This window comes from Rhizorhabdus antheiae, assembly GCF_049889055.1.
GTDB lineage: Bacteria > Pseudomonadota > Alphaproteobacteria > Sphingomonadales > Sphingomonadaceae > Rhizorhabdus.
Window position 1 is genome coordinate 73,973 of record NZ_JBLTWO010000009.1, and the last position, 19,604, is coordinate 93,576.

Sequence of the window (19,604 nt, forward strand, 5' to 3'; positions counted from 1 at the left end):
AGGAGAAAGGCACATGGGTGGATTGAGCATCGCGCATTGGGCGATCGTGGCGGTGGCGGCCAGTCTGCTCTTCGGGCGCAACCGCTTCTCCTCGGCGATGACCGATCTGGGGCAGGGGTTGAAGAGCTTTCGTCGTGGCCTGGCGGAAGAGCCGGACGATGCGCGCCGCGATGGATAATCGCCTCGGCCCGTGGCACTAGAGGGCTTATGAAACAGGCCATGCTCCGTCCTATGCGGGGTCCCGCGCTCGTCGTGCAGATCGTGATGCTCCTGCTCGGCGGGCTCGTGGTCGCGCAGATCGTCACGCTGCTGCTGACGATGCTGCTCCCGCCCGCGCCAACGCCGCAATATAATCTCGACTCGGTCGCGGCAGGCCTGCGAGGACAGAAGCTCGCGGGGAATCTGCGTCGGGACGTGCAGTCCGGGCCGCCCGATCTCGGCGGGCGGGGCTGGCTAGTGTCCGAACGATCGAGACTCGATCTGGCCGGCATGCTTGGCGCCGATCCGGTCGACGTCCGGCTGAGTTTCTACACGCCGCTGCCCTTCGCCGGTACGGTCGCCACGCGCAAGATGGCGATGGCCAATGATGGGCCCGCCGAGCCTGCACAGGCCTGGCTGCACTTATCCGCCTCGATCGGGCAGGCCGAAGACGCACGCCCGAGAGTGATCCTCGCGCAGGCGACGATGCCGCCGCGCTTGCCGCCTCCCCCATCGGCGCAAGGAACGGTTCTGCCGAACGGGGTCCGGCTCCCTCCGTCCAAGGGGGCGCCCAATCGCGACATGCTGCCGCCCGAGGTTCGACCCCAGCACGACCGTGATCGCATGCGACCGATGATCGACGGGATCGAAGGGCGCGCTGTGCAGCCTCCCGCATCGGGCGAGTTGTTCGAGATAGACCCCACCCCGCTCAAGGGCCGCGACGGCATCTGGATCGGCGGAGACCGGGGCGAGACCATCCCGGAGATTCTCGGCGGACCGCAGCAGGGCGGGCAGGGCGGTCTGCCTCCCTTCGTACCGCCCGAAGCGACGGATTCGCTTCCGGGCACCACGACCAGCGTCCCGCCCGCAGTCGCCGGCACCACCGGTGGCAATAATGCGCTCCAGCAGCCTCCGTTCAACGGTTTTCAGCCTGGTATGCGTCCCCCCGTCCCCGGCATGGCGATGCCGATGCTGTCGCTCGAAAATCAGCTCCGTGCGCAGGTTCAGCCGTCCCAGGCGGCTGCGACGAGTTCCGCGATCGACATGTCGCGCGTGCCCTCGATCCTGCTGCGGCCGCAACCGTCCACCGGCGGATCCGCCCAGCTTCCGTTGCGAACCGGCCCGATGCCGACGATCGATCCGCAGCAGATATTGCGCAGCCCGGCACCCGCGCTGGAAGCGCAACCCGTCGATCCGACGATCGCTTATGATGCGCCCGTGCCGCTGGTCCCGCGCGAGCGGGGGCTGTTCGGCCTGGCGCCGGCGCCGTTCGTCGAGGGTGATTTCGTTGCCGCGCTGCGCCTGCCCGATGGCCGGTGGTCGGTCGTCCAGCCCGCTCCAGAGCCCTTTCCGAACAGTTGGCAGAGGCGGGTCCTGCTCTGGTTCGTCATGGCCTTCGCGATCGTGGCGCCGCTCGGCTGGCTGTTCGCGCGGCGGATGAGCAAGCCGCTCGTGGCCTTTGCCGAGGCGGCTGAGAGGCTGGGGCGCGATCCGACCGCGCCGGTGCTGGATCTGGATGGCCCGGCCGAGGTCGGGCGGGCCGCGCATGCCTTCAACGTCATGCAGAGCCGGCTGAAGAGCTTCGTCGGCGACAGGACGGCGATGATCGGCGCTATCAGCCATGATCTGCGCACGCCGCTGACCCGGCTGCGCTTCCGCATCGAGGAGGTCGACGACGAGGCGATCCGCGAAGGGATGATCGAGGAGGTCGAAGAGATGGAGGAGATGATCAATTCGGTCCTCGGCTTCATCCGAGACGCCTCCTCCCCCGGCGTGCGCGAGCGCATCGACTTGCGGACGATCGTCGAGGATGTCGCCGAGGATGCGGCGATCGTCGGCAACGATATCAGCATCGAGACGATGGCGCCGGCCCCGGTCGATGTCGACGTGATGGGCATGCGCCGGCTCTTCTCCAACCTGTTCGAGAACGCCGCCAAATATGGCGAACGGGCACGCGTCCGCGTGCTGATCGACGATGCGGAGGCGGTCGCGCAGGTCATCGACGAAGGGCCGGGCGTGCCGGTCGAGGATCTCGAACGCGCGTTCGAGCCCTTCTACCGCGCGGCCAATGCACGGGCGAGCGACAAGCGCGGCAGCGGCCTTGGCCTTGCCGTATGCCGATCGATCGCGCGGGCCCATGGGGGCGACGTCACCCTGCGGCCTTCGCCCGAGGGTTTCGCCGCCGAGGTGCGGATTCCGCTGGCGTTCGAAGCGCGCGAACTGGCGGCCGTTCCCGCCTGATCGCGCGAAGGGTCAGACGCGTTCGACGGCCAGCGCGAGGCCCTGGCCGACGCCGATGCACATCGTCACCAGCGCCCGCCGCCCACCGCGCGTCTCCAGCGCATGGACCGCCGTCTGCACCAGGCGGGCGCCTGTCATGCCGAGCGGATGGCCGAGCGCGATGCCGCCGCCATGCGGGTTCACATGCTCCGCATCGCCGGGGATGCCGAAATCGGCGAGCGAGGCGAGCACCTGCGAGGCGAAGGCTTCGTTGAGTTCGATCAGGTCGAAGTCGCCGATGGCGAGGCCGAGCCGGTCGAGAAGCTTGCGCGTTGCCGGGACCGGGCCGATCCCCATCAGGCGCGGTTCGACCCCGGCGGTCGCCATGCCCAGAAAGCGTGCGCGTGGCGTGAGGCCATGGCGTTTCGCGGCGACTTCGCTGGCGAGCAGCAGCGCCGCAGCACCGTCGTTGACGCCCGACGCGTTGCCCGCCGTGACGGTACCGCCAGGACGCACGATCGGCTTGAGCGCGGCAAGCGCTTCCAGCGTCGTATCGGCGCGCGGATGTTCGTCGCGGTCGACTTTCGTGTCGCCCTTCCGGCCCTTGATGGTCACCGGCACGATCTCTTCGGCGAAAAAGCCGGCGGCCTCGGCTGCGGCCGTCCGCTGCTGACTGCGCAATGCGTAGGCGTCCTGTTCGGCTCGACGGATCCCATGGGCGTCGGCGACATTCTCGGCGGTCTCGGGCATCGAGTCCGTGCCGTAGAGGCTCTGCATCTGGCGGTTGACGAAGCGCCAGCCGATCGTCGTGTCGGCGATTTCCGCGTCGCGACCGAACGGCTTGTCCGACTTGGCGAGCACGAAGGGGGCGCGGGTCATGCTTTCGACCCCGCCGGCGATCGCGACCTCGATCTCGCCCAAGCGGATCGCGCGCGCGGCGGTGCCCACCGCATCGGCGCCGCTGGCGCAGAGCCGGTTGAGCGTCACCCCGCCGACGCCGACCGGGAGTCCCGCGAGGAGCCCCGCCATGCGCGCCACATTGCGGTTGTCCTCGCCCGCCTGATTGGCGCAGCCGAGGAATACATCGTCGATCGCCGCCGGATCGATCCCACTCCGTTCGACCAGAGCGCGGATAGGCATCGCAGCCAGGTCATCGGTGCGCACCATCGACAGCGCGCCGCCATGGCGGCCGATCGGTGTGCGCAAGGCGTCGCAAATATAGGCTTCGGTCATGGTCGTCACTCCGCTGTCGACGCGGTCGCCGCAGAGGCCGACCGCTGCTATTAGTTTAACCTTAAAGCAAATTGTGCGGCGCAACGCGAAAGGAAAATTAGGCGCGGACCTACTATTTTAAGATTGAACCAAGCCGTTGCCCCCGTCAGATGGGCTATTGCCCGTCGATCGCGGGGGCACGCGCTGTGGCGAGGGATGGATGGAGGAAAAGCACGACGGCTCTCTCGAAGCGCCGATGGACCTGCGGGTCTGGGTGCGCCTGCTGAGCTGCGCCATGCGGATCGAGAAGCGGCTGCGGCGCAATTTCGCCGAGCAGTTCGACACGACCTTGCCGCGCTTCGACGTCATGGCGTCGCTCGATCGCTATCCCGAGGGGCAGACGATGGGCGATCTTTCGCGGGCGCTGCTCGTCTCCAACGGCAATGTCACCTCGATCGTGCGGCAGCTGGAAGCGCAGAAACTGGTCGCGACCAATGTCGATCCCAATGACCGGCGGTCGGCGATCGTGACACTGACCCCCGAAGGCAAGACGCTCTTCCGTCGCATGGCGCGCGATCATCAGGGCTGGGTGCGCGACGCGATGAAGGAGTTCCCCCGCGAGAAGCAGCAGCAGCTCTACGACCTGCTCGCCGACCTCAAAGTCTCGATCGGGCGCTCCTGATGACGTTCCGTACGACCGCGCAGGTCCGTTTCGCGCATATCGATGCGGCGGCAATCGTCTTCTATCCGCGCTATTTCGAGTTCCTCAACGGCGCGGTCGAAGACTGGTTCGCCGCGATGGGCCATGACTTTCACGGGCTGCACGTCCGCCGCCAGCTGGGCGTGCCGACCGTCAGCCTGCAATGCGAATTCCAGGCGCCGAGCGAGCTGGGTGACATTCTCGATATCGACATCGAACCGCGCCGCATAGGGGGATCGAGTTGCGCCTATGATTTCCGGATGTCGGCCCGCGGGCAGCAGCGCATCCTGGGCAATGGCGTGCTGGTCTGCATGGATCTGTCGGCGCGCAAGTCGGTGCCCTGGCCCGACGACATGCGCGCGGCGATGACGCCCTTCCTCCTCACCGCCTGATCCGGTCGTTGCGTCCCGGCGCTGGGGCGGGCTACGGAATTAGTATAGACTTAAAATAATCTGTCGGTAGTGCATGGCCCCGATGCATTGGAAATCGCCTTGGAGGGTGGGACGATGGTTGTGACGCAGGAAAAGCTCGACGGGATCTTGGTCCTCACGGCCGACTATCCCCCGGTCAACGCGCTCGGCCACGCGGTCCGCGCCGGACTTGCGGACGGGATCGCCGCCGCTGCCGCCGATCCGCACGTCTCCGCCATCGTCATCCTCTGCGCCGGCAAGACCTTCTTCGCGGGGGCCGACATCGCCGAATTCGGCAAGCCCCGCCGCGATCCGGTGCTGCCGGCGCTGTGCGACGCGATCGAAGCCAGCCCCAAACCTGTCGTCGCGGCGATCCATGGAACGGCGCTCGGCGGTGGTCTCGAAGTCGCACTGGCTGCCCATTATCGCCTTGCCGTGCGCAGCGCGAAGTTCGGCATGCCCGAGGTCAAGCTGGGCCTGATCCCCGGATCGGGCGGGACGCAACGGCTGCCGCGCCTCGTCGGTCTCGACATGGCGCTGCGGATGATCGTGCTGGGCGAGCAGCTGGATGCTGCTGCTGCGGCGGAGCGTGGCTTGGTCGATCGGATCGTCGAGGATGCCGATCTGCGCGACGCCGCGATCGCCTTTGCGCGCGAGATGGCGGACAGCGGTCCGCTGCCGCGCACGGGCGAGCGGACGATCGCGCCCGACGACGCGCTGGTGGCGCTGTTCAAGGCCGACAATGGCCGGAAACTCGCCGGGCAGGCCGCCCCTGAAGCGGCGATCGAGGCGGTCAATGGCGCCACGACCCTGTCCCTCGCAGACGGGCAGGCACTCGAACGCCGGCTGTTCCTCGCGCTGGAAGGCGGCGAGCAGTCGCGTGCGCTGCGCTATCTGTTCGGCGCCGAGCGGCAGGCGAGCCGCATCGACGGTATCGGCGACGAGGTCATTGTGCGCCCCGTCGAGCATGTCGGGATCATCGGCGCGGGCACGATGGGCACGGGTATCGCGATCAACTTCCTGCTGGCCGGGCTCCGGGTGTCGCTGCTCGAACTTGATGCGGCCGCGCTCGATCGCGGCGTCGCCAGCATCGGCAAGACGCTAGACGGCTCGGTTGCCAAGGGCCGCCTGAGCGCAGAGAGGGCGGCGCGCGCAAAGGCTTTGCTGTCGCCATCGCTCCGCTATGAGGAACTGGCAGGCTGCGATCTGGTGATCGAGGCGGTGTTCGAGCTGATGAGCGTCAAGAAGGACGTATTCGGCGCGCTGGACAAGGTCGTTCGGCCCGACGCGATCCTTGCGACCAACACCAGCTATCTCGACATCGACGAGATTGCAGGCTCGGTCTCGCACCCCGAACGTTTCCTGGGCATGCACTTCTTCTCGCCCGCCAACATCATGAAATTGCTGGAGATCGTGCGGGGCGCACAGACCGCGCCTGAAGTGCTCAAGACGGCGATGCAGCTTGGTCGGCGGATCGGCAAGACGGCGGTGGTCGCCGGCAACTGCCACGGTTTCATCGGCAACCGGATGCTGGCGCAGCGCCGCAAGCAGGCCATTGCGCTGCTGATGGAAGGGGCGACCCCCGAACAGATCGACCGCGTCCATACCGGCTTCGGCATGCCGATGGGACCGTTCCAGATGTCGGACCTCGCCGGTGTCGATATCGGCTGGCACCGCGATCCGTCGCGCATCGAGACGCTGCAGGATGCGATGTGCGCCGCCGGCCGCTTCGGCCAGAAGGCAGGCAAGGGCTATTATGACTATGACGCGGAGCGCCGCCGCTCGCCGTCGCCCGAGGCGCTGGCGATCATAGAAGACTTCGCCAGGGCATCGGGTGCGCGGCGTCGGGCGATCAGCGACGAGGAGATCCGCGAGCGGACCCTGTATGTCATGGTCAACGAGGGCGCGCGCATCATCGAGGAGGGAATCGCACAGCGCGCGTCCGACATCGATGTCGTCTGGATCCACGGCTATGGCTGGCCGCGCTATCGCGGCGGGCCGATGCATTGGGCCGATCAGGTCGGTGCCGGTACGATCGTCGAGTCGCTGCAGCGCCACGGGATAGAGGCCAGTTCGCTATTGGAACGGCTGGCGCGAGAGAACGGGCGTTTCACGTCCTGAGCTTTCGCTGGCACGGGCGTTGATTCAGATCATTTACTTTACGCTTGAAATATCTCCGGGCTCGGATATGTTTTAGACATAAAATGATTTCGGAGACTCCCCGATGAAGATTGCATGCGTGGGCGGTGGCCCGGCCGGTCTCTATTTCGCCATCTCGATGATGCTGCGCGATCCGTCGCACGACATCACCGTGTTCGAGCGCAACCGGCCCGGCGACACCTTCGGCTGGGGCGTGGTCTTCTCCGACCAGACGATGGAGCATCTGAACGGCAACGACCCGATCAGCGCCAGGACGATGATCGACGAGCTCGCCCATTGGGACGACATCGACGTGCACGTCGTCGACGGCGACAAGAAGGTGAAGAACAGCTCGACCGGCCATGGCTTCATCGGCATCGGTCGCAAGCGCCTGCTCAACATCCTGCAGGACCGGGCGCGCGAGCTGGGCGTGAAGCTGGAGTTCGAGGTCGATGTCGATCCGAACGAGGATTTCCTGTCGAGCTACGACCTCGTGATCGCGTCTGACGGCGTCAACAGCAAGCTGCGCCGCGCCTATGAGGAGCATTTCGACGTCGACATCGACGTCAAGCGCAACAAGTTCGTCTGGCTCGGCACGCACCAGCGCTTCGATGCGTTCAACTTCATCTTCGTGAACACCGAATATGGCTGGATCTGGGCCCACGCCTATCAGTTCGACAAGGACACGGCGACCTTCATCGTCGAGACTACGCCCGAGGTCTACGAGAAGGTCGGCTTCGACCGGATGACCCAGGAAGAAAGCTGCCGCTTCTGCGAGGAAATCTTCGCGGATCATCTTGGTGGCCATGAGCTGATGACCAATGCGAGCCACATTCGCGGCTCGGCCTGGATCAACTTCCCGCGTCTGATCTGCGGCAAGTGGAGCTACAAGAACATCATCCTGCTCGGCGACGCTGCCCACACCGCGCATTTCTCGATCGGCTCGGGCACCAAGCTTGCGCTCGAGGATGCGATCAAGCTGGCCGACGTCGTCAGCCGCCCCGATTTCAAGAGTAAGGAAGGCGTCGCCGCCGCGCTCGACGAATATCGCGAGGAGCGCCATCTCGAGGTGCTCAAGATCCAGAATGCCGCGCGCAACTCGACCGAATGGTTCGAGCATCTCGACCGCTATCTGAAGATGGATCCGATGCAGTTCACCTACACGCTGCTGACCCGCAGCCAGCGGGTGAGCCACGAGAATCTGCGCCTGCGCGATCCGGCCTGGCTCGCCCAGCTCGAGCGCGAACTTGCCACCAAGGCGTTCGGCGAGGTCGTGAATGAGCCCGTCCCGCCTATGTTCCTGCCCTTCCGCCTGCGCGACATGGAGCTGCGCAACCGCATCGTGATGTCGCCGATGGCGATGTATTCGGCGACCGACGGCGTCCCCAACGACTTCCACCTCGTCCACTATGGCGCGCGTGCGCTGGGCGGGGCCGGGCTGATCCTCACCGAGATGACCTGCATCTCGCCCGAGGCGCGGATCACGCCGGGCTGCACCGGACTGTGGAACGACGAACAGACCGCCGCCTGGAAGCGTCTGACCGACTTCGTGCACAGCGTGCCGGGCGCCAAGATCTGCGTCCAGCTCGGCCATAGCGGCTCGAAGGGCTCGACCCGTCTCGCCTGGCAGGGCATCGACAAGCCGCTGGAGGAAGGCAACTGGCAGGTCGTGGCGCCGTCCGACGTGCCCTACAGCCCCGACAATCAGGTCCCCGTGCCGCTCACCCGCGAGGGCATGGACGCGATCCGCGACGATTTCGTCAATGCGACGCGCCGCGCGCTCGACGCCGGCTTCGACATGGTCGAGCTGCACTGCGCCCATGGCTATCTGCTGTCCGGTTTCATCAGCCCGACCCAGAACAAGCGCACCGACGACTATGGCGGCAGCCTGGAAAACCGCCTGCGCTATCCGCTCGAGATATTCCACGCGATGCGCGCCGTCTGGCCGGCCGACAAGCCGATGTCGGTGCGCATCTCGGCGCATGACTGGGTCGAGGGTGGCATCACCCCGGACGAGGCGGTAGAGATCAGCCGGGCGTTCAAGGAAGCCGGCGTCGACCTGGTCGACGTGTCCTCGGGTCAGGTCAGCAAGAAGGAGAAGCCGGTCTACGGCCGCATGTTCCAGACGCCCTTCTCCGACCAGATCCGCAACGAACTCGACGTTCGGACGATGGCGGTCGGCAACATCTACGAGGTCGACCACGTCAACTCGATTATTGCTGCCGGCCGCGCCGACCTCTGCGCGATGGGCCGTCCGCACCAGATGGACCCGAACTGGACGCTGCACGCCGCCGCGAGCCAGCAGTATAAGAAGGCGCCCGTGCCCGACCAGTATAAGAGCGGCTTCTTCCAGGCGCAGCTCAACGCGCAGCGCGCCGCGCAGATGGTGCCGCTGAAGTGAGCGGATTTCGCCATGTCGTGGTGACCGGCGGCGGCAGCGGGATCGGTCGGGCCATCGCGCTCGACATCGCCCGCGCCGGCCACCGCGTCACCATCATGGGCCGGAATGCCGAGCGGCTGGAGGCTGCGCGCGCCGAGCATCCCGACCTGCTGGCGGTCGCCTGCGACGTCGGCGATGCCGGGGCCGTCGACGCCGCCTTCGCACGCGCCACGCAGGAACGCGGATCGGTCGATACGCTCGTCAACTGCGCGGGTTCGGTGAAGACCGCACCCTTCCTGAAAACCGGCAACGATATCTGGGAAGCGCTGTGGCGGACCAACGTCATGGGTGCGGTCAACGCGACCCGTGCGGTCCTGCCGGCGATGCGCGAACTGCCGTCGGGGCGGATCATCAACATCGCCAGCACCGCGTCGCTCAAGGGCTATGCCTATGTCAGCGCCTATACCGCGACCAAACATGCCCTGCTGGGGATGACGCGCGCGCTGGCGACCGAGCTGGCGGGCACGGCGATCACGGTCAACGCGATCTGCCCGGGCTATGCCGACACCGACATCGTTCGCGACGCCGTCGCGACGATCGTCGCCAAGACGGGCCGCAGCGAGGCCGAGGCGATGACGACCTTCACCGGCACCAATCCGCAGGGCCGGCTGATCCAGCCCGACGAGGTGGCGGGCGCGGTGCACTGGCTGATGTCCGATCTCGCCCGCTCGGTCACGGGGCAGGCGATCGTCGTCGCCGGCGGAGAAGTCATGTGAGGAGGATGGGATGTTGAATCCGGCAAATTACGCGCCGAAGCATTTTGCCTATGCGCTCGATGGCAAGGTCGCGACGGTCACGCTGAACCGGCCGGAGCGTAAGAATCCGCTGACCTTCGAATCCTATGCCGAGTTGCGCGATTTCTTCCGCGACCTCGTCTACGCGACCGAGGTCAAGGCGGTGGTCGTCACCGGCGCCGGCGGCAATTTCTGTTCGGGCGGCGACGTGCACGAGATCATCGGCCCGCTGACGAAGATGGAGATGCCGGAGCTTCTCGCCTTCACCCGCATGACCGGTGATCTGGTCAAGGCGATGCGCGCCTGCCCGCAGCCAGTGATCGCCGCGATCGACGGCATCTGCGCGGGTGCGGGCGCGATCATGGCGATGGCATCGGACATCCGTTTTGCGACCCCGGCGACCAAGACCGCCTTCCTGTTCACGCGCGTTGGTCTGGCCGGCGCCGACATGGGCGCCTGCGCGATATTGCCGCGCATCATCGGCCAGGGCCGCGCGTCGGACCTGCTCTTCTCGGGCCGCTCGCTCGGTGCCGAGGAGGGCGAGCGCTGGGGCTTCTACAACCGCATCGTCGCATCGGAAGAGGTGCTGAACGAAGCGCAGGCCTATGCCGCCATGCTGGCGTCGGGGCCGACCTTCGCGCACGGCATCACCAAGAACCAGCTCAACATCGAATGGGCGATGTCGCTCGACGTGGCGATCGAGGCCGAGGCGCAGGCGCAGTCTATCTGCATGCAGACGCGCGATTTCGAGCGCGCCTACAACGCCTTCGTCGCCAAGTCGAAGCCCGTGTTCGAGGGCAATTGAGATGGCGGACCAGAGCTTCCTGTCCTGGCCCTTCTTCGAGGATCGCCATCGCAGCTACGCCCAGGACCTGGAAGCCTGGTGCCGCAGCAATGCCGATGCCCTTCACCACGAAACGGGCGACGTCGATGCCGACTGCCGCGCGCTCGTGCGGCTGCTGGGCGAGGCAGGCTTTTTGCGTGCGGCGGTCCCGGCCGATTTCGGCGGGCTGAACAGCCCGGTAGACGTCCGCACCCTCTGCCTGACCCGGCAGATATTGGGCTATCATCATGGCCTGGCAGACTTCGCCTTCGCGATGCAGGGGCTCGGCACCGGCGCAATCGGCCTGTTCGGTAGCGATGCGGTCAAGGCGGCTTATCTGCCCAGGGTCGCACGTGGCGAGATGATCGCGGGCTTTGCGCTGTCCGAGAAGGAAGCGGGCTCCGACGTCGCGGCGATGGCGACCAGCGCGACCAAAGTCGACGGCGGCTGGATCATCAACGGCGAGAAGACCTGGATCTCCAACGGCAGCATCGCCGACATATTGACGATCTTCGCACGCAGCGGCGAGGCGCCGGGCGCGCGCGGCATTTCCGCCTTCGCCTTCCCGACCGCGACCGAGGGCTTTTCGGTCACCGAGACGATCGACGTGATCGCGCCGCATCCGCTGGCGACGATCCGCTTCGACAATTGCTTCGTCCCCGACGATCACCTGCTCGGCGAGCCAGGCCGGGGCTTCATGGTGGCGATGGCGACGCTCGACATGCTGCGCTCGACGGTGGGCGCCGCCGCGCTCGGCTTCGCGTGCCGCGCCACGGACGAGGCGCTCAACCGCGCGACGACCCGCAAGCTGTTCGGCGCGCCGCTGTCGGACCTGCAGCTGACGCAGGCGGCGCTCGCCGACATGGCGCTCGGCAACGATGCCAGTGCGCTGCTGATCTATCGCGCCGCCTGGGCCAAGGACAGCGGCCAGCCGCGCATCACGCGCGAGGCGGCGATGGCGAAGCTCTACGCGACCGACACCGCGCAGCTGACCATCGACAAGGCTGTCCAGCTGTTCGGCGGCGAAGGCGTCGTCAGCGGCAAAATGGTCGAGCGGCTCTATCGCGAGATCCGCGCGCTGCGCATCTATGAAGGCGCGAGCGAAGTCCAGAAGGTGGTGATCGCGCGTGCGACGATCGCCGAAGCGCAGGAACAGGCACAGTGAAGACATTGCAACCGGCCGGCTGGCCGCGCCCGAAGGGCTATGCGAACGCGATCGAGACGCGCGGCCGCACCATCTACACCGCCGGCCTGGTCGGCTGGAACGAGGAAGAGAAGTTCGTCGCGAAGGACCTGCCCGGCCAGTTCGAGCAGCTGCTGCGCAACCTCGTCGCGCTCCTCGCCGAAGCGGGCGCCAAGCCCGAGCATGTCGTGCGGATGACCTGGTACGTCACCGACAAGCAGGCCTATCTCGCCGAGGTCCGCCGCATCGGCGAAATCTACCGTGCGATAATGGGCCGGGTCTTTCCGACCATGGCGGTCGTGCAGGTCGTCGCCCTTATGGAAGACGACGCGCTGATCGAGATCGAGACGACTGCCGTCATTCCCGACTGATCTTTGAATTCAACATTCCGGCCCGACCGTCTGGTGCGCGACGGCCCCGCAAAGAGGAACATGACATGAGCCAGATGAGCCGGTTCGACTGGTCCGATCCCTTCCTGCTCGACGACCAGCTGACCGATGACGAGCGGATGATCCGCGATGCCGCGCGTGCCTATGCGCAGGATCGCCTTCAGCCGCGCGTGATCGACGCCTTCGCGCGCGAGCATACCGACCCGGAAATCTTCCGCGAGATGGGTGCGCAGGGCCTGCTCGGCGTGACCATTCCGGAAGCCTATGGCGGCGTCGGCGCCTCCTATGTCGCTTATGGTCTTGTTGCGCGCGAGGTCGAGCGCGTCGATTCCGGCTACCGATCGATGATGTCGGTGCAGTCGAGCCTCGTCATGTACCCGATCTACAGCTACGGCTCGGAAGAGCAGAAGCAGCGCTATCTGCCGAAGCTGGCCTCGGGCGAATGGATCGGCTGCTTCGGCCTGACCGAGCCCGACGCCGGTTCGGACCCGGGCGGCATGCGCACCCGCGCCACCAAGATCGACGGCGGCTATCGCCTCAACGGCAACAAGACCTGGATCTCCAACTCGCCGATCGCCGACGTGTTCGTGATCTGGGCGAAGTCCGAAGCGCATGGCGACCAGATCCGCGGCTTCGTCGTCGAGAAGGGCGCCAAGGGCCTGTCCGCGCCGAAGATAGAAGGCAAATTCTCGCTGCGCGCCTCGATCACGGGCATGATCAACCTCGACGACGTCGAAGTGGGCGAAGATGCGTTGCTGCCTAACGTGCAGGGGCTGAAGGGTCCTTTTGGCTGCCTCAACCGCGCGCGCTACGGCATCTCATGGGGCTCGCTCGGCGCGGCGGAGTTCTGCTTCCACGCGGCGCGTTCCTACGGCCTCGACCGCAAGCAGTTCGGCCGCCCGCTCGCCGCGACCCAGCTCTACCAGAAGAAGCTCGCCGACATGCTGACCGACATCGCGCTCGGCCTGCAAGCCAGCCTGCGCGTCGGCCGCCTGATGGACGAGGGCCGCTTCGCGCCGGAGATGGTCTCGATCGTCAAGCGCAACAATGTCGGCAAGGCGCTCGATATCGCGCGCATGGCCCGCGACATGCACGGCGGCAACGGCATCTCCGAGGAATATCAGGTCATCCGCCACATGGTGAACCTGGAGACGGTCAACACCTATGAAGGCGCGCACGACGTCCACGCCCTGATTCTGGGGCGCGGCATCACCGATATCGCCGCCTTCTGACGAGGCCCACCCTTCCCCCGGCGACGGGGGAGGGGCGGGAAGGGGCCGCCCGCCACCGCTGCAGGAGCGGCCGGCCCCTTCCCAAAATCCCGCAGCATCGGTGCAGCAAAAAGGGGCCCGTCGACCGGACGGGCCCCTTTTTTTGTGCGCAGCAATTGCGATGCGCGGGATGCTTTCGGCGACGTCCGTTGCCCGCCTCGTCCCCAGTTCACCGCTGCTCGGGTACGCCGATATCCGAGAAATTGCTGATCTTCACGGCACCTTCGGGAAAGCGCGCCACGACATCCAGTTCGCCGCCCATGGCTTCGATAAAGCGGCGCAAATTGCCGACATACATGTCGGTGCGCTTTTCCATCTTGGCGACGGCTGCTTGCCCTACATGAAGCGTTTCGCTCAACATTGCCTGGGTCAGCTGGCGCGCCTGGCGAAGCTCCGCAAGCGACATAGCTTCGGTCAATGCGGCTACCTTGGTCGCGACGGCTGCCTTGCTTTCCGGAGGAAGCTGGTCGCGAAGACCGCTGAACTTGTTTCGGCCGCTCATATCAAACCTTCCTTCCTGAGCAGTTCGAGATGCTCGTCGTAAAGCCGGTCGGCGATGGGTACGAATATCTCGTAAAACCGATCGTCTCCCGTCTTATCACCGCCGATCAATAGGATCGCGTTGCGCAAGGGATCGAACGCATAGAAGACCCTGATGGGCCGCCCGCCGCTCTGCACTCGCAATTCGCGCATATGACCGTGGCGCGAGCCATGGATGCCTGACGAGTAGGGGTGGCCTAGCCGGACATCCCTATTCTCAAGCAGGGTGACATAGGCGGTGACGTCTTCCTGTTCGGTCTGGCTCAGGCTGCGCCACCAGCTACCGAACTCGTCAGTATACTCGACCTCGCATGCCATTCGTGGAATATGCCATGAATGGAATAATTGATCAAGCTGAGCGAGTATGCGGGACGATCAGGCCGCCAGCAATTCCTGCAGATGCTGGCCCTTCTCGTCGGCCAGGGCGGTTTCGCGGGCCTGGGCGAGCCAGCCGGCCGTGCGTTCCGAGGGGGGCAGCGCCTGGCGCCGCTCGCGGATCGCGGCATAGTTGCGCAGGCCGCGTTCGAAGGTGTCGCTATAGCCCTTGATCAGCCGCTGGCAGCGGGCGATCTCGACCGCCAGCGCATTGTCCGACGGGGCGGCTTCGCGGATGTCCTGGAGCCATTGCTCGATGCGGTGCTGCTCCTCGCGGTAGCGCAGCGTCCGTCGGCGCATGCCGCGCATCCGCGACAGCAGCCACAGCACGACGAACCAGCGCGCGCGGGTCGTCTCCACATGGCGGCCCTTCTGGAAGAAGGGATCGAGCCAGCGCTTCAGCCGGTCGGAGGCGAGGATCCTGCCGCCGATCGATTCGGGCAGCGTCTCGCACACCTCCTGCAGGCGCGGGTGCATGAACTCGGTCACGGTCATCAGCTGGTCGGCGCCGACATGAACCTCCTTGCGAACGCGCTCCATGCGGCTCTCGCGCACCTTGAGATCGGCGACGCGGATCGTGTCCTCATAGCTCATCCACAGCGCCAGATGTCGCGCGGTTTCCTCGGTCAGCAGGAAGGGGGCGGCATCGAGCGCCGCGACCGCCTCCAGCCGGTCGAGATAGAGTTCGGCATAGGCCGCGTCCTGATAGTCCATCAGGCGCTGCACCCCGTGGAGCGCATTGGCGTGGGCAGCCGCAGGCAGGGCTGCGCGGAGACGCGCGGCGAGCCGGCGGCCGGTATCGCTGGTCGGCTCGGGCACGTCATGCTGCACCGCTTCGGGCAGCGTCACCGCGCCTTGCGCCGCACGCAGGCCCTCGTCGAAGCCCTTGAGGTTGGACGGGACCGCGATGCCGCTCTGGCGGATCGCCTCCTCGAAGGCGTCGCGGCCGAAGGGCAGGGTGCCACTGCCGGCCAGCGCGCCGAACATGACCGCGCTGATCACGCTGCCCGAACGCTCGGTCGCGGCTTCCATGTCGAAGCCGATGAAGCGCCTGGCGCGGCGGCCGGCCGCCTCGATGATCTTGTCGCTGTTGCCGCGCCCGTCGCCCATCGCCGACTTTTCGGCGATCGAATAGACGCGGTGGGTGGAGGTGATCAGCGTCGTGCGGTCGCCGGTGGAGAAGTTGCGCAGCATGGCGCGGCCCGCTTCCATCAACTCCGAGGCGATGACGATGTCGACGTCGCCGGGCACGGGCATCTGCGCCATGATCGGCAGGCGGCCGTCCACGACCCGGGCCAGCTCGATATAATAGACGGTCGAGCCGGTGCGCTGGGCGACGCCGGGGACCGAAGTGCCCTGCGCCAGCCAGCCATGGTGGCGCGCCATTTCCTGGATCCAGTCGGCGAGCACGCCACCGCCCTGGCCGCCCATGGCGAGGATGGCGATGCAGATGCGGTTGCGATCCGCAGGGGTAACAGCGTTCATCAGAAGGCCCTCGCGGCGCGCGCGCGGTTGTCGCGCTGTTGCAGGAAGCCGATCACGGCGTCGCCGATCCGCTTGCGGAAGCGTTCCCAGCCGGTCGGGTTGGAGACGATGCTCGCCCGGTAGAAGCTGGGGCACAGCACGGCAGCATGGCTGACCTCGCCGCACAGGCCGCAGCCGACACAGCTGTTCTCCACATGCGCCACCGGATCGCGCCGCAGCGGATCGGGGTTGGGCTTGATCGTCAGCGACGGGCAGCCCGACAGGCGGACGCAGCTGTGATCGCCGGTGCAGGTGTCGGAATCGACCCCGAAGCGCTCGCGCACGACGCGCTTGCCCTCCTTGATCGCCTTGCGCACTGCGGGCTTTTCGCGCCGCTGCTTGTTGAGCATGCATTCGGACTGGGCGACGATGATCTTCGGGCCCTTTTCGGGGCTGGTCAGCGCCTCGCGCAGCGCGGCGGTCATCTTCTTCAGGTCATAGGTGCGGTCGATCGTCCGCACCCATTTCGCGCCGATGCCGCGCACCGCGCGCTCGATCGGGTGGCGCGTCGCGCGCTCCTTGTTGTCGGCGCGAGAGGACAGGATGTCCTGGCCACCCGTGGCCGCCGAATAGCCATTGTCGATGATCAGCGTGACGGTGTCGTCCTTGTTGAACACCGCATTGCCGACGCCCGAGGTCAGGCCGTTGTGCCAGAAGCCGCCATCGCCCATCACCGCGATCGCGCGCTTGTCCTTCGGTTTGAACGCCGAGGCGCCGGCGGTGCCCAGGCCATAGCCCATCGTCGTGTTGCCGATGTTGAACGGCGGCAGGATCGAGAAGAGGTGGCAGCCGATATCGGCCGAGACATGCGCGGGGCCGAGTTCACGCTCGATCAGCTTCATCGAGGTGAAGACGGGGCGCTCCGGACAGCCGGTGCAGAAGCCGGCCGGGCGCGCCGGGATCTGCGATGCGACCGGTGCCGGCAGCGGCTCGATCGCCTGTTCGGGCAGTGACAGCGCGGGCTTCCACTCGGCGAGGAACTTGCGCAGCCCTTCGAGCACGACATGCGCGGTATAGTCGCCTGCGCGCGGCAGCACGTCCTTGCCGACGACGCGCGTCTGCAGGTCGGCGCGGCGGACGAGCGTGTTCAGCTCATGCTCGATGAACTCGGGCTGCCCCTCTTCGATGATCATCACCGCCTTCTTGCCCTGGCAGAAGGCCGCGACCTCCTCGGGGATCAGCGGATAGGTGACGTTGAGGCAATAGATCGGCAGCTGCGCCGCGCCGAACGCATCGGCCAGCCCCAGCAGTTCCATCGCCCGGTTGAGATTGTTGTACAGGCCGCCCTGGACGATGATGCCGATATCGTCCTGCGCCGGGCCGAACCATTCGTTGAGCTTGTTGTCGCGCACGAAGGCGATGCCGGCGGGCCAGCGCTGCTCGACCTTCTCGACCTCGTGGAGGAAATTGGCGGGCGGCAGCACGATGCGGTTGGTGTCGCGCACCGGCGAGGCGGCGGCCTGGTCGACCGTCATCGCCGGCCGGACATTGTCCTTGGCGATGAAGCTGCCCGTCATGTGGCAGGAACGAACGCGCAGTTCGAGCATCACCGGCGTGTTCGACGCCTCGGACAGCTGGAAGGCCTGTTCGACCGAATTGACGATGCTGGGCAGGTTGGGGCGCGGATCGAGCAACCACATCTGCGACTTCATCGCGAAGGCGTGGGTGCGCTCCTGCATGATCGAGGAGCCTTCGCCATAATCCTCGCCGACGATGATCAGCGCGCCGCCCTTCACCCCGCCCGAGGCGACGTTGGAGAGCGCGTCCGATGCGACGTTGGTGCCGACGACCGATTTCCACGCGACCGCGCCACGCAGCGGATAGTTGACCGAGGCGGCGAGCATCGCGGCGGCGGTCGCCTCGCTGGCGCTCGCCTCGAAATGCACGCCCAGGCTTTCGAGCAGGTCGTTCGCGTCGGCGAACACGTCCATCAGATGGCTGATCGGCGACCCCTGATAGCCCCCGACATAGGCGACGCCCGACTGGAGCAGCGCCTTGGTGACCGCCAGGATGCCTTCGCCGACGAACTCCTCGCCGGCGCCGGCTTCCAGCTTCCTGACCTCCGCCTTGAACGACCGCTCCGCCATGCCCCTGCTCCCCGATCAGGCCGCGACGAGCGCGAGCACGCGCAGCGGGCTGCCCGAACCGTCGCGGATCTTCAGCGGCGGTGCGACGACGACCGAACCGGTCGGCGGCAGCTGGTCCAGATTCTGCAGGCACTGCAGGCCATAGAGGCCGGCGGCGTGGAGCAGCGTGTGGGCGGGATAGGGCGGCTCGAGCAGATGCGCCTGGCCGGCATCGGTGCCGATCGTCTCGACCCCGAAGCCCAGGATCCTGCGCTCCTCGATCAGGAAGCGGACCGCCTCGGTGCTCGGCCCCGGCGTGTGGGCGCCATCCTCGCGGCGGTTGGTATAGGCGTCGACGTCGCGCTTCGACCAGTCGGTGCGGAACAGCACCCAGCAGCCCGCCGGGATCGTGCCATGCTGCGCTTCCCACGCCTCGATATGCTCGACCTTCAGCAGGAAATCGGCGTCGGCGGCGGCTTCGGCCGAACAGTCGATCACCACCGCGGGCGCGATCAGCTTCTGCGCCGGGATCTTGTCGACCGTATTGTCTTCGAGCTCGGCGCCCGAGACCCAGTGGACCGGCGCGTCGAAATGGGTGCCGGTATGCTCGCCGACGGTGAAGTTGCTCCAGTACCAGGCGACGCCGCGTTCGTCATAGCGCGAGATTTCCTCGCGCGAGAAGGGCGCGCACTGGCCGAATTCGGGGGGCAGGACGAGGACCGGCGTGTCTTCCGACAGCGTCTGCGTGATGTCGACGACCCTGATCTGGTTCTGACTGATCGCCGTAGCGAAATCCATGAGCGTCTGCGTGCTGGACATCGTGCTTCCTCCCAAGCAATGAGCAGTCATCAAGCTGACTCGAAAAACTTGCAGATGCAAGTAAAATCCGGATGGGAAGACAAGCGTGGCTAAGGACCTGCGTCCGCTGGGAAATCCGGGGTCGGAAGACTTCCGCGTCGATGCCTATCCCTTCTATCTGCTGAACCGCGCGGTCAGCCGCTACAATGTCGTGATCGAGGCGGAGCTGCGCGGGCTGGGAATCGACATCCCCACCTGGCGCGTGCTGATGATCCTCGGCGAACAATCCCCCCTCGCCATCGGCCAGGTCGCCCGATCGGCGGTGATCAACCTGTCGACGATGATGCGCATCGTCGAGCGCATGGCGAAGGCCGGCCTCGTCGAAACCCAGCCTAGCGCGCAGGACGGCCGGATCACCGAATTGCTGCTGACCGCCCTCGGCCGCGAGAAGCTTGCCGCCGCGCGCGGCGTGACGGCGCCGATCTACGATCGGGTGACGAAGGGCTTCAGCGCGGCGGATTTTTCGCGGATGCTGACGTTGTTGAATCGGTTGTATGAGAATTTGGAGTAGGGGGGGCGTCA

General features: G+C 66.3%; 18 protein-coding genes. 12 read left to right on the forward strand and 6 right to left on the reverse strand.

Features of this window, described 5'->3' with window-relative positions:
- Window positions 1-13 precede the first annotated feature (13 nt).
- Both ACNI3R_RS16375 and ACNI3R_RS16380 read left to right on the forward strand, forming a co-directional pair.
- Window positions 14-178: a twin-arginine translocase TatA/TatE family subunit gene (locus ACNI3R_RS16375; RefSeq protein ID WP_426185270.1), complete on the forward strand. Its 165-nt coding sequence runs from the start codon at window positions 14-16 to the stop codon at window positions 176-178.
- A gap of 41 nt (window positions 179-219) precedes the next feature.
- On the forward strand, window positions 220-2,439 hold the full coding sequence (locus tag ACNI3R_RS16380; RefSeq protein ID WP_426185272.1) for an ATP-binding protein: 2,220 nt from the start codon (window positions 220-222) through the stop codon (window positions 2,437-2,439).
- 12 nt (window positions 2,440-2,451) lie between these two features.
- Here the strand turns inward: ACNI3R_RS16380 and pcaF are convergent, their stop codons facing one another.
- Window positions 2,452-3,651 carry a 3-oxoadipyl-CoA thiolase gene (gene pcaF / locus ACNI3R_RS16385; RefSeq protein ID WP_426185274.1) on the reverse strand — a complete coding sequence of 400 codons (1,200 nt, stop codon included), beginning with the start codon at window positions 3,649-3,651 and terminating at the stop codon, window positions 2,452-2,454.
- A gap of 199 nt (window positions 3,652-3,850) precedes the next feature.
- On the opposite strand from pcaF, the gene ACNI3R_RS16390 reads away from it, so the two are divergent.
- The 9 genes from ACNI3R_RS16390 to ACNI3R_RS16430 all read left to right on the forward strand — a co-directional run bounded on the left by ACNI3R_RS16390 (window position 3,851) and on the right by ACNI3R_RS16430 (window position 13,680).
- Window positions 3,851-4,312: a MarR family winged helix-turn-helix transcriptional regulator gene (locus ACNI3R_RS16390; RefSeq protein ID WP_426185276.1), complete on the forward strand. Its 462-nt coding sequence runs from the start codon at window positions 3,851-3,853 to the stop codon at window positions 4,310-4,312.
- The gene (locus ACNI3R_RS16395) at window positions 4,312-4,722 is read left to right on the forward strand and encodes an acyl-CoA thioesterase (RefSeq protein WP_426185278.1); all 411 of its coding nucleotides are present in this window, start codon (window positions 4,312-4,314) and stop codon (window positions 4,720-4,722) included. Before ACNI3R_RS16390 ends, ACNI3R_RS16395 begins: the two co-directional genes overlap by 1 nt.
- 114 nt (window positions 4,723-4,836) lie before the next feature.
- The gene (locus ACNI3R_RS16400) at window positions 4,837-6,861 is read left to right on the forward strand and encodes a 3-hydroxyacyl-CoA dehydrogenase NAD-binding domain-containing protein (protein ID WP_426185280.1); all 2,025 of its coding nucleotides are present in this window, start codon (window positions 4,837-4,839) and stop codon (window positions 6,859-6,861) included.
- A 103-nt stretch (window positions 6,862-6,964) separates the two neighbouring features.
- Window positions 6,965-9,280 carry a bifunctional salicylyl-CoA 5-hydroxylase/oxidoreductase gene (locus ACNI3R_RS16405; protein ID WP_426185282.1) on the forward strand — a complete coding sequence of 772 codons (2,316 nt, stop codon included), beginning with the start codon at window positions 6,965-6,967 and terminating at the stop codon, window positions 9,278-9,280.
- Complete coding sequence (locus tag ACNI3R_RS16410) at window positions 9,277-10,035, forward strand: SDR family NAD(P)-dependent oxidoreductase (protein WP_426185284.1); 759 nt, start codon at window positions 9,277-9,279, stop codon at window positions 10,033-10,035. The genes ACNI3R_RS16405 and ACNI3R_RS16410 overlap by 4 nt, the downstream gene beginning before the upstream one ends.
- Before the next feature lie 10 nt (window positions 10,036-10,045).
- A complete protein-coding gene (locus tag ACNI3R_RS16415) occupies window positions 10,046-10,858 on the forward strand; it encodes an enoyl-CoA hydratase family protein (protein WP_426185286.1) in 813 nt (270 codons plus the stop codon).
- Between the two features lies 1 nt (window position 10,859).
- The gene (locus tag ACNI3R_RS16420; RefSeq protein WP_426185288.1) at window positions 10,860-12,041 is read left to right on the forward strand and encodes an acyl-CoA dehydrogenase family protein; all 1,182 of its coding nucleotides are present in this window, start codon (window positions 10,860-10,862) and stop codon (window positions 12,039-12,041) included.
- Window positions 12,038-12,430, forward strand: a complete 393-nt coding sequence (locus tag ACNI3R_RS16425) for a RidA family protein (protein ID WP_426185290.1) — start codon at window positions 12,038-12,040, stop codon at window positions 12,428-12,430. The genes ACNI3R_RS16420 and ACNI3R_RS16425 overlap by 4 nt, the downstream gene beginning before the upstream one ends.
- Window positions 12,431-12,495: 65 nt before the next feature.
- Window positions 12,496-13,680, forward strand: coding sequence for an acyl-CoA dehydrogenase (locus tag ACNI3R_RS16430; RefSeq protein ID WP_426185292.1), 1,185 nt, complete (start codon window positions 12,496-12,498; stop codon window positions 13,678-13,680).
- A 208-nt stretch (window positions 13,681-13,888) separates the two neighbouring features.
- Here ACNI3R_RS16430 and ACNI3R_RS16435 read toward each other — a convergent pair whose 3' ends face one another.
- The 5 genes from ACNI3R_RS16435 to ACNI3R_RS16455 are packed head-to-tail and all read right to left on the reverse strand — an operon-like array spanning window position 13,889 to window position 19,043.
- A complete protein-coding gene (locus ACNI3R_RS16435) occupies window positions 13,889-14,221 on the reverse strand; it encodes an XRE family transcriptional regulator (RefSeq protein WP_426185294.1) in 333 nt (110 codons plus the stop codon).
- The gene (locus ACNI3R_RS16440) at window positions 14,218-14,577 is read right to left on the reverse strand and encodes a type II toxin-antitoxin system RelE/ParE family toxin (protein ID WP_426185296.1); all 360 of its coding nucleotides are present in this window, start codon (window positions 14,575-14,577) and stop codon (window positions 14,218-14,220) included. The genes ACNI3R_RS16435 and ACNI3R_RS16440 overlap by 4 nt, the downstream gene beginning before the upstream one ends.
- A 57-nt stretch (window positions 14,578-14,634) precedes the next feature.
- A complete protein-coding gene (locus ACNI3R_RS16445; protein WP_426185298.1) occupies window positions 14,635-16,119 on the reverse strand; it encodes an indolepyruvate oxidoreductase subunit beta family protein in 1,485 nt (494 codons plus the stop codon).
- Complete coding sequence (locus ACNI3R_RS16450; protein ID WP_426185300.1) at window positions 16,119-18,245, reverse strand: thiamine pyrophosphate-dependent enzyme; 2,127 nt, start codon at window positions 18,243-18,245, stop codon at window positions 16,119-16,121. The genes ACNI3R_RS16445 and ACNI3R_RS16450 overlap by 1 nt, the downstream gene beginning before the upstream one ends.
- Before the next feature lie 15 nt (window positions 18,246-18,260).
- Window positions 18,261-19,043: a cyclase family protein gene (locus ACNI3R_RS16455; RefSeq protein ID WP_426185302.1), complete on the reverse strand. Its 783-nt coding sequence runs from the start codon at window positions 19,041-19,043 to the stop codon at window positions 18,261-18,263.
- 85 nt (window positions 19,044-19,128) lie between these two features.
- Here ACNI3R_RS16455 and ACNI3R_RS16460 point away from each other — a divergent pair, with 85 nt between their 5' ends.
- Window positions 19,129-19,593 carry a MarR family winged helix-turn-helix transcriptional regulator gene (locus ACNI3R_RS16460; protein WP_426185304.1) on the forward strand — a complete coding sequence of 155 codons (465 nt, stop codon included), beginning with the start codon at window positions 19,129-19,131 and terminating at the stop codon, window positions 19,591-19,593.
- Window positions 19,594-19,604 lie beyond the last annotated feature (11 nt).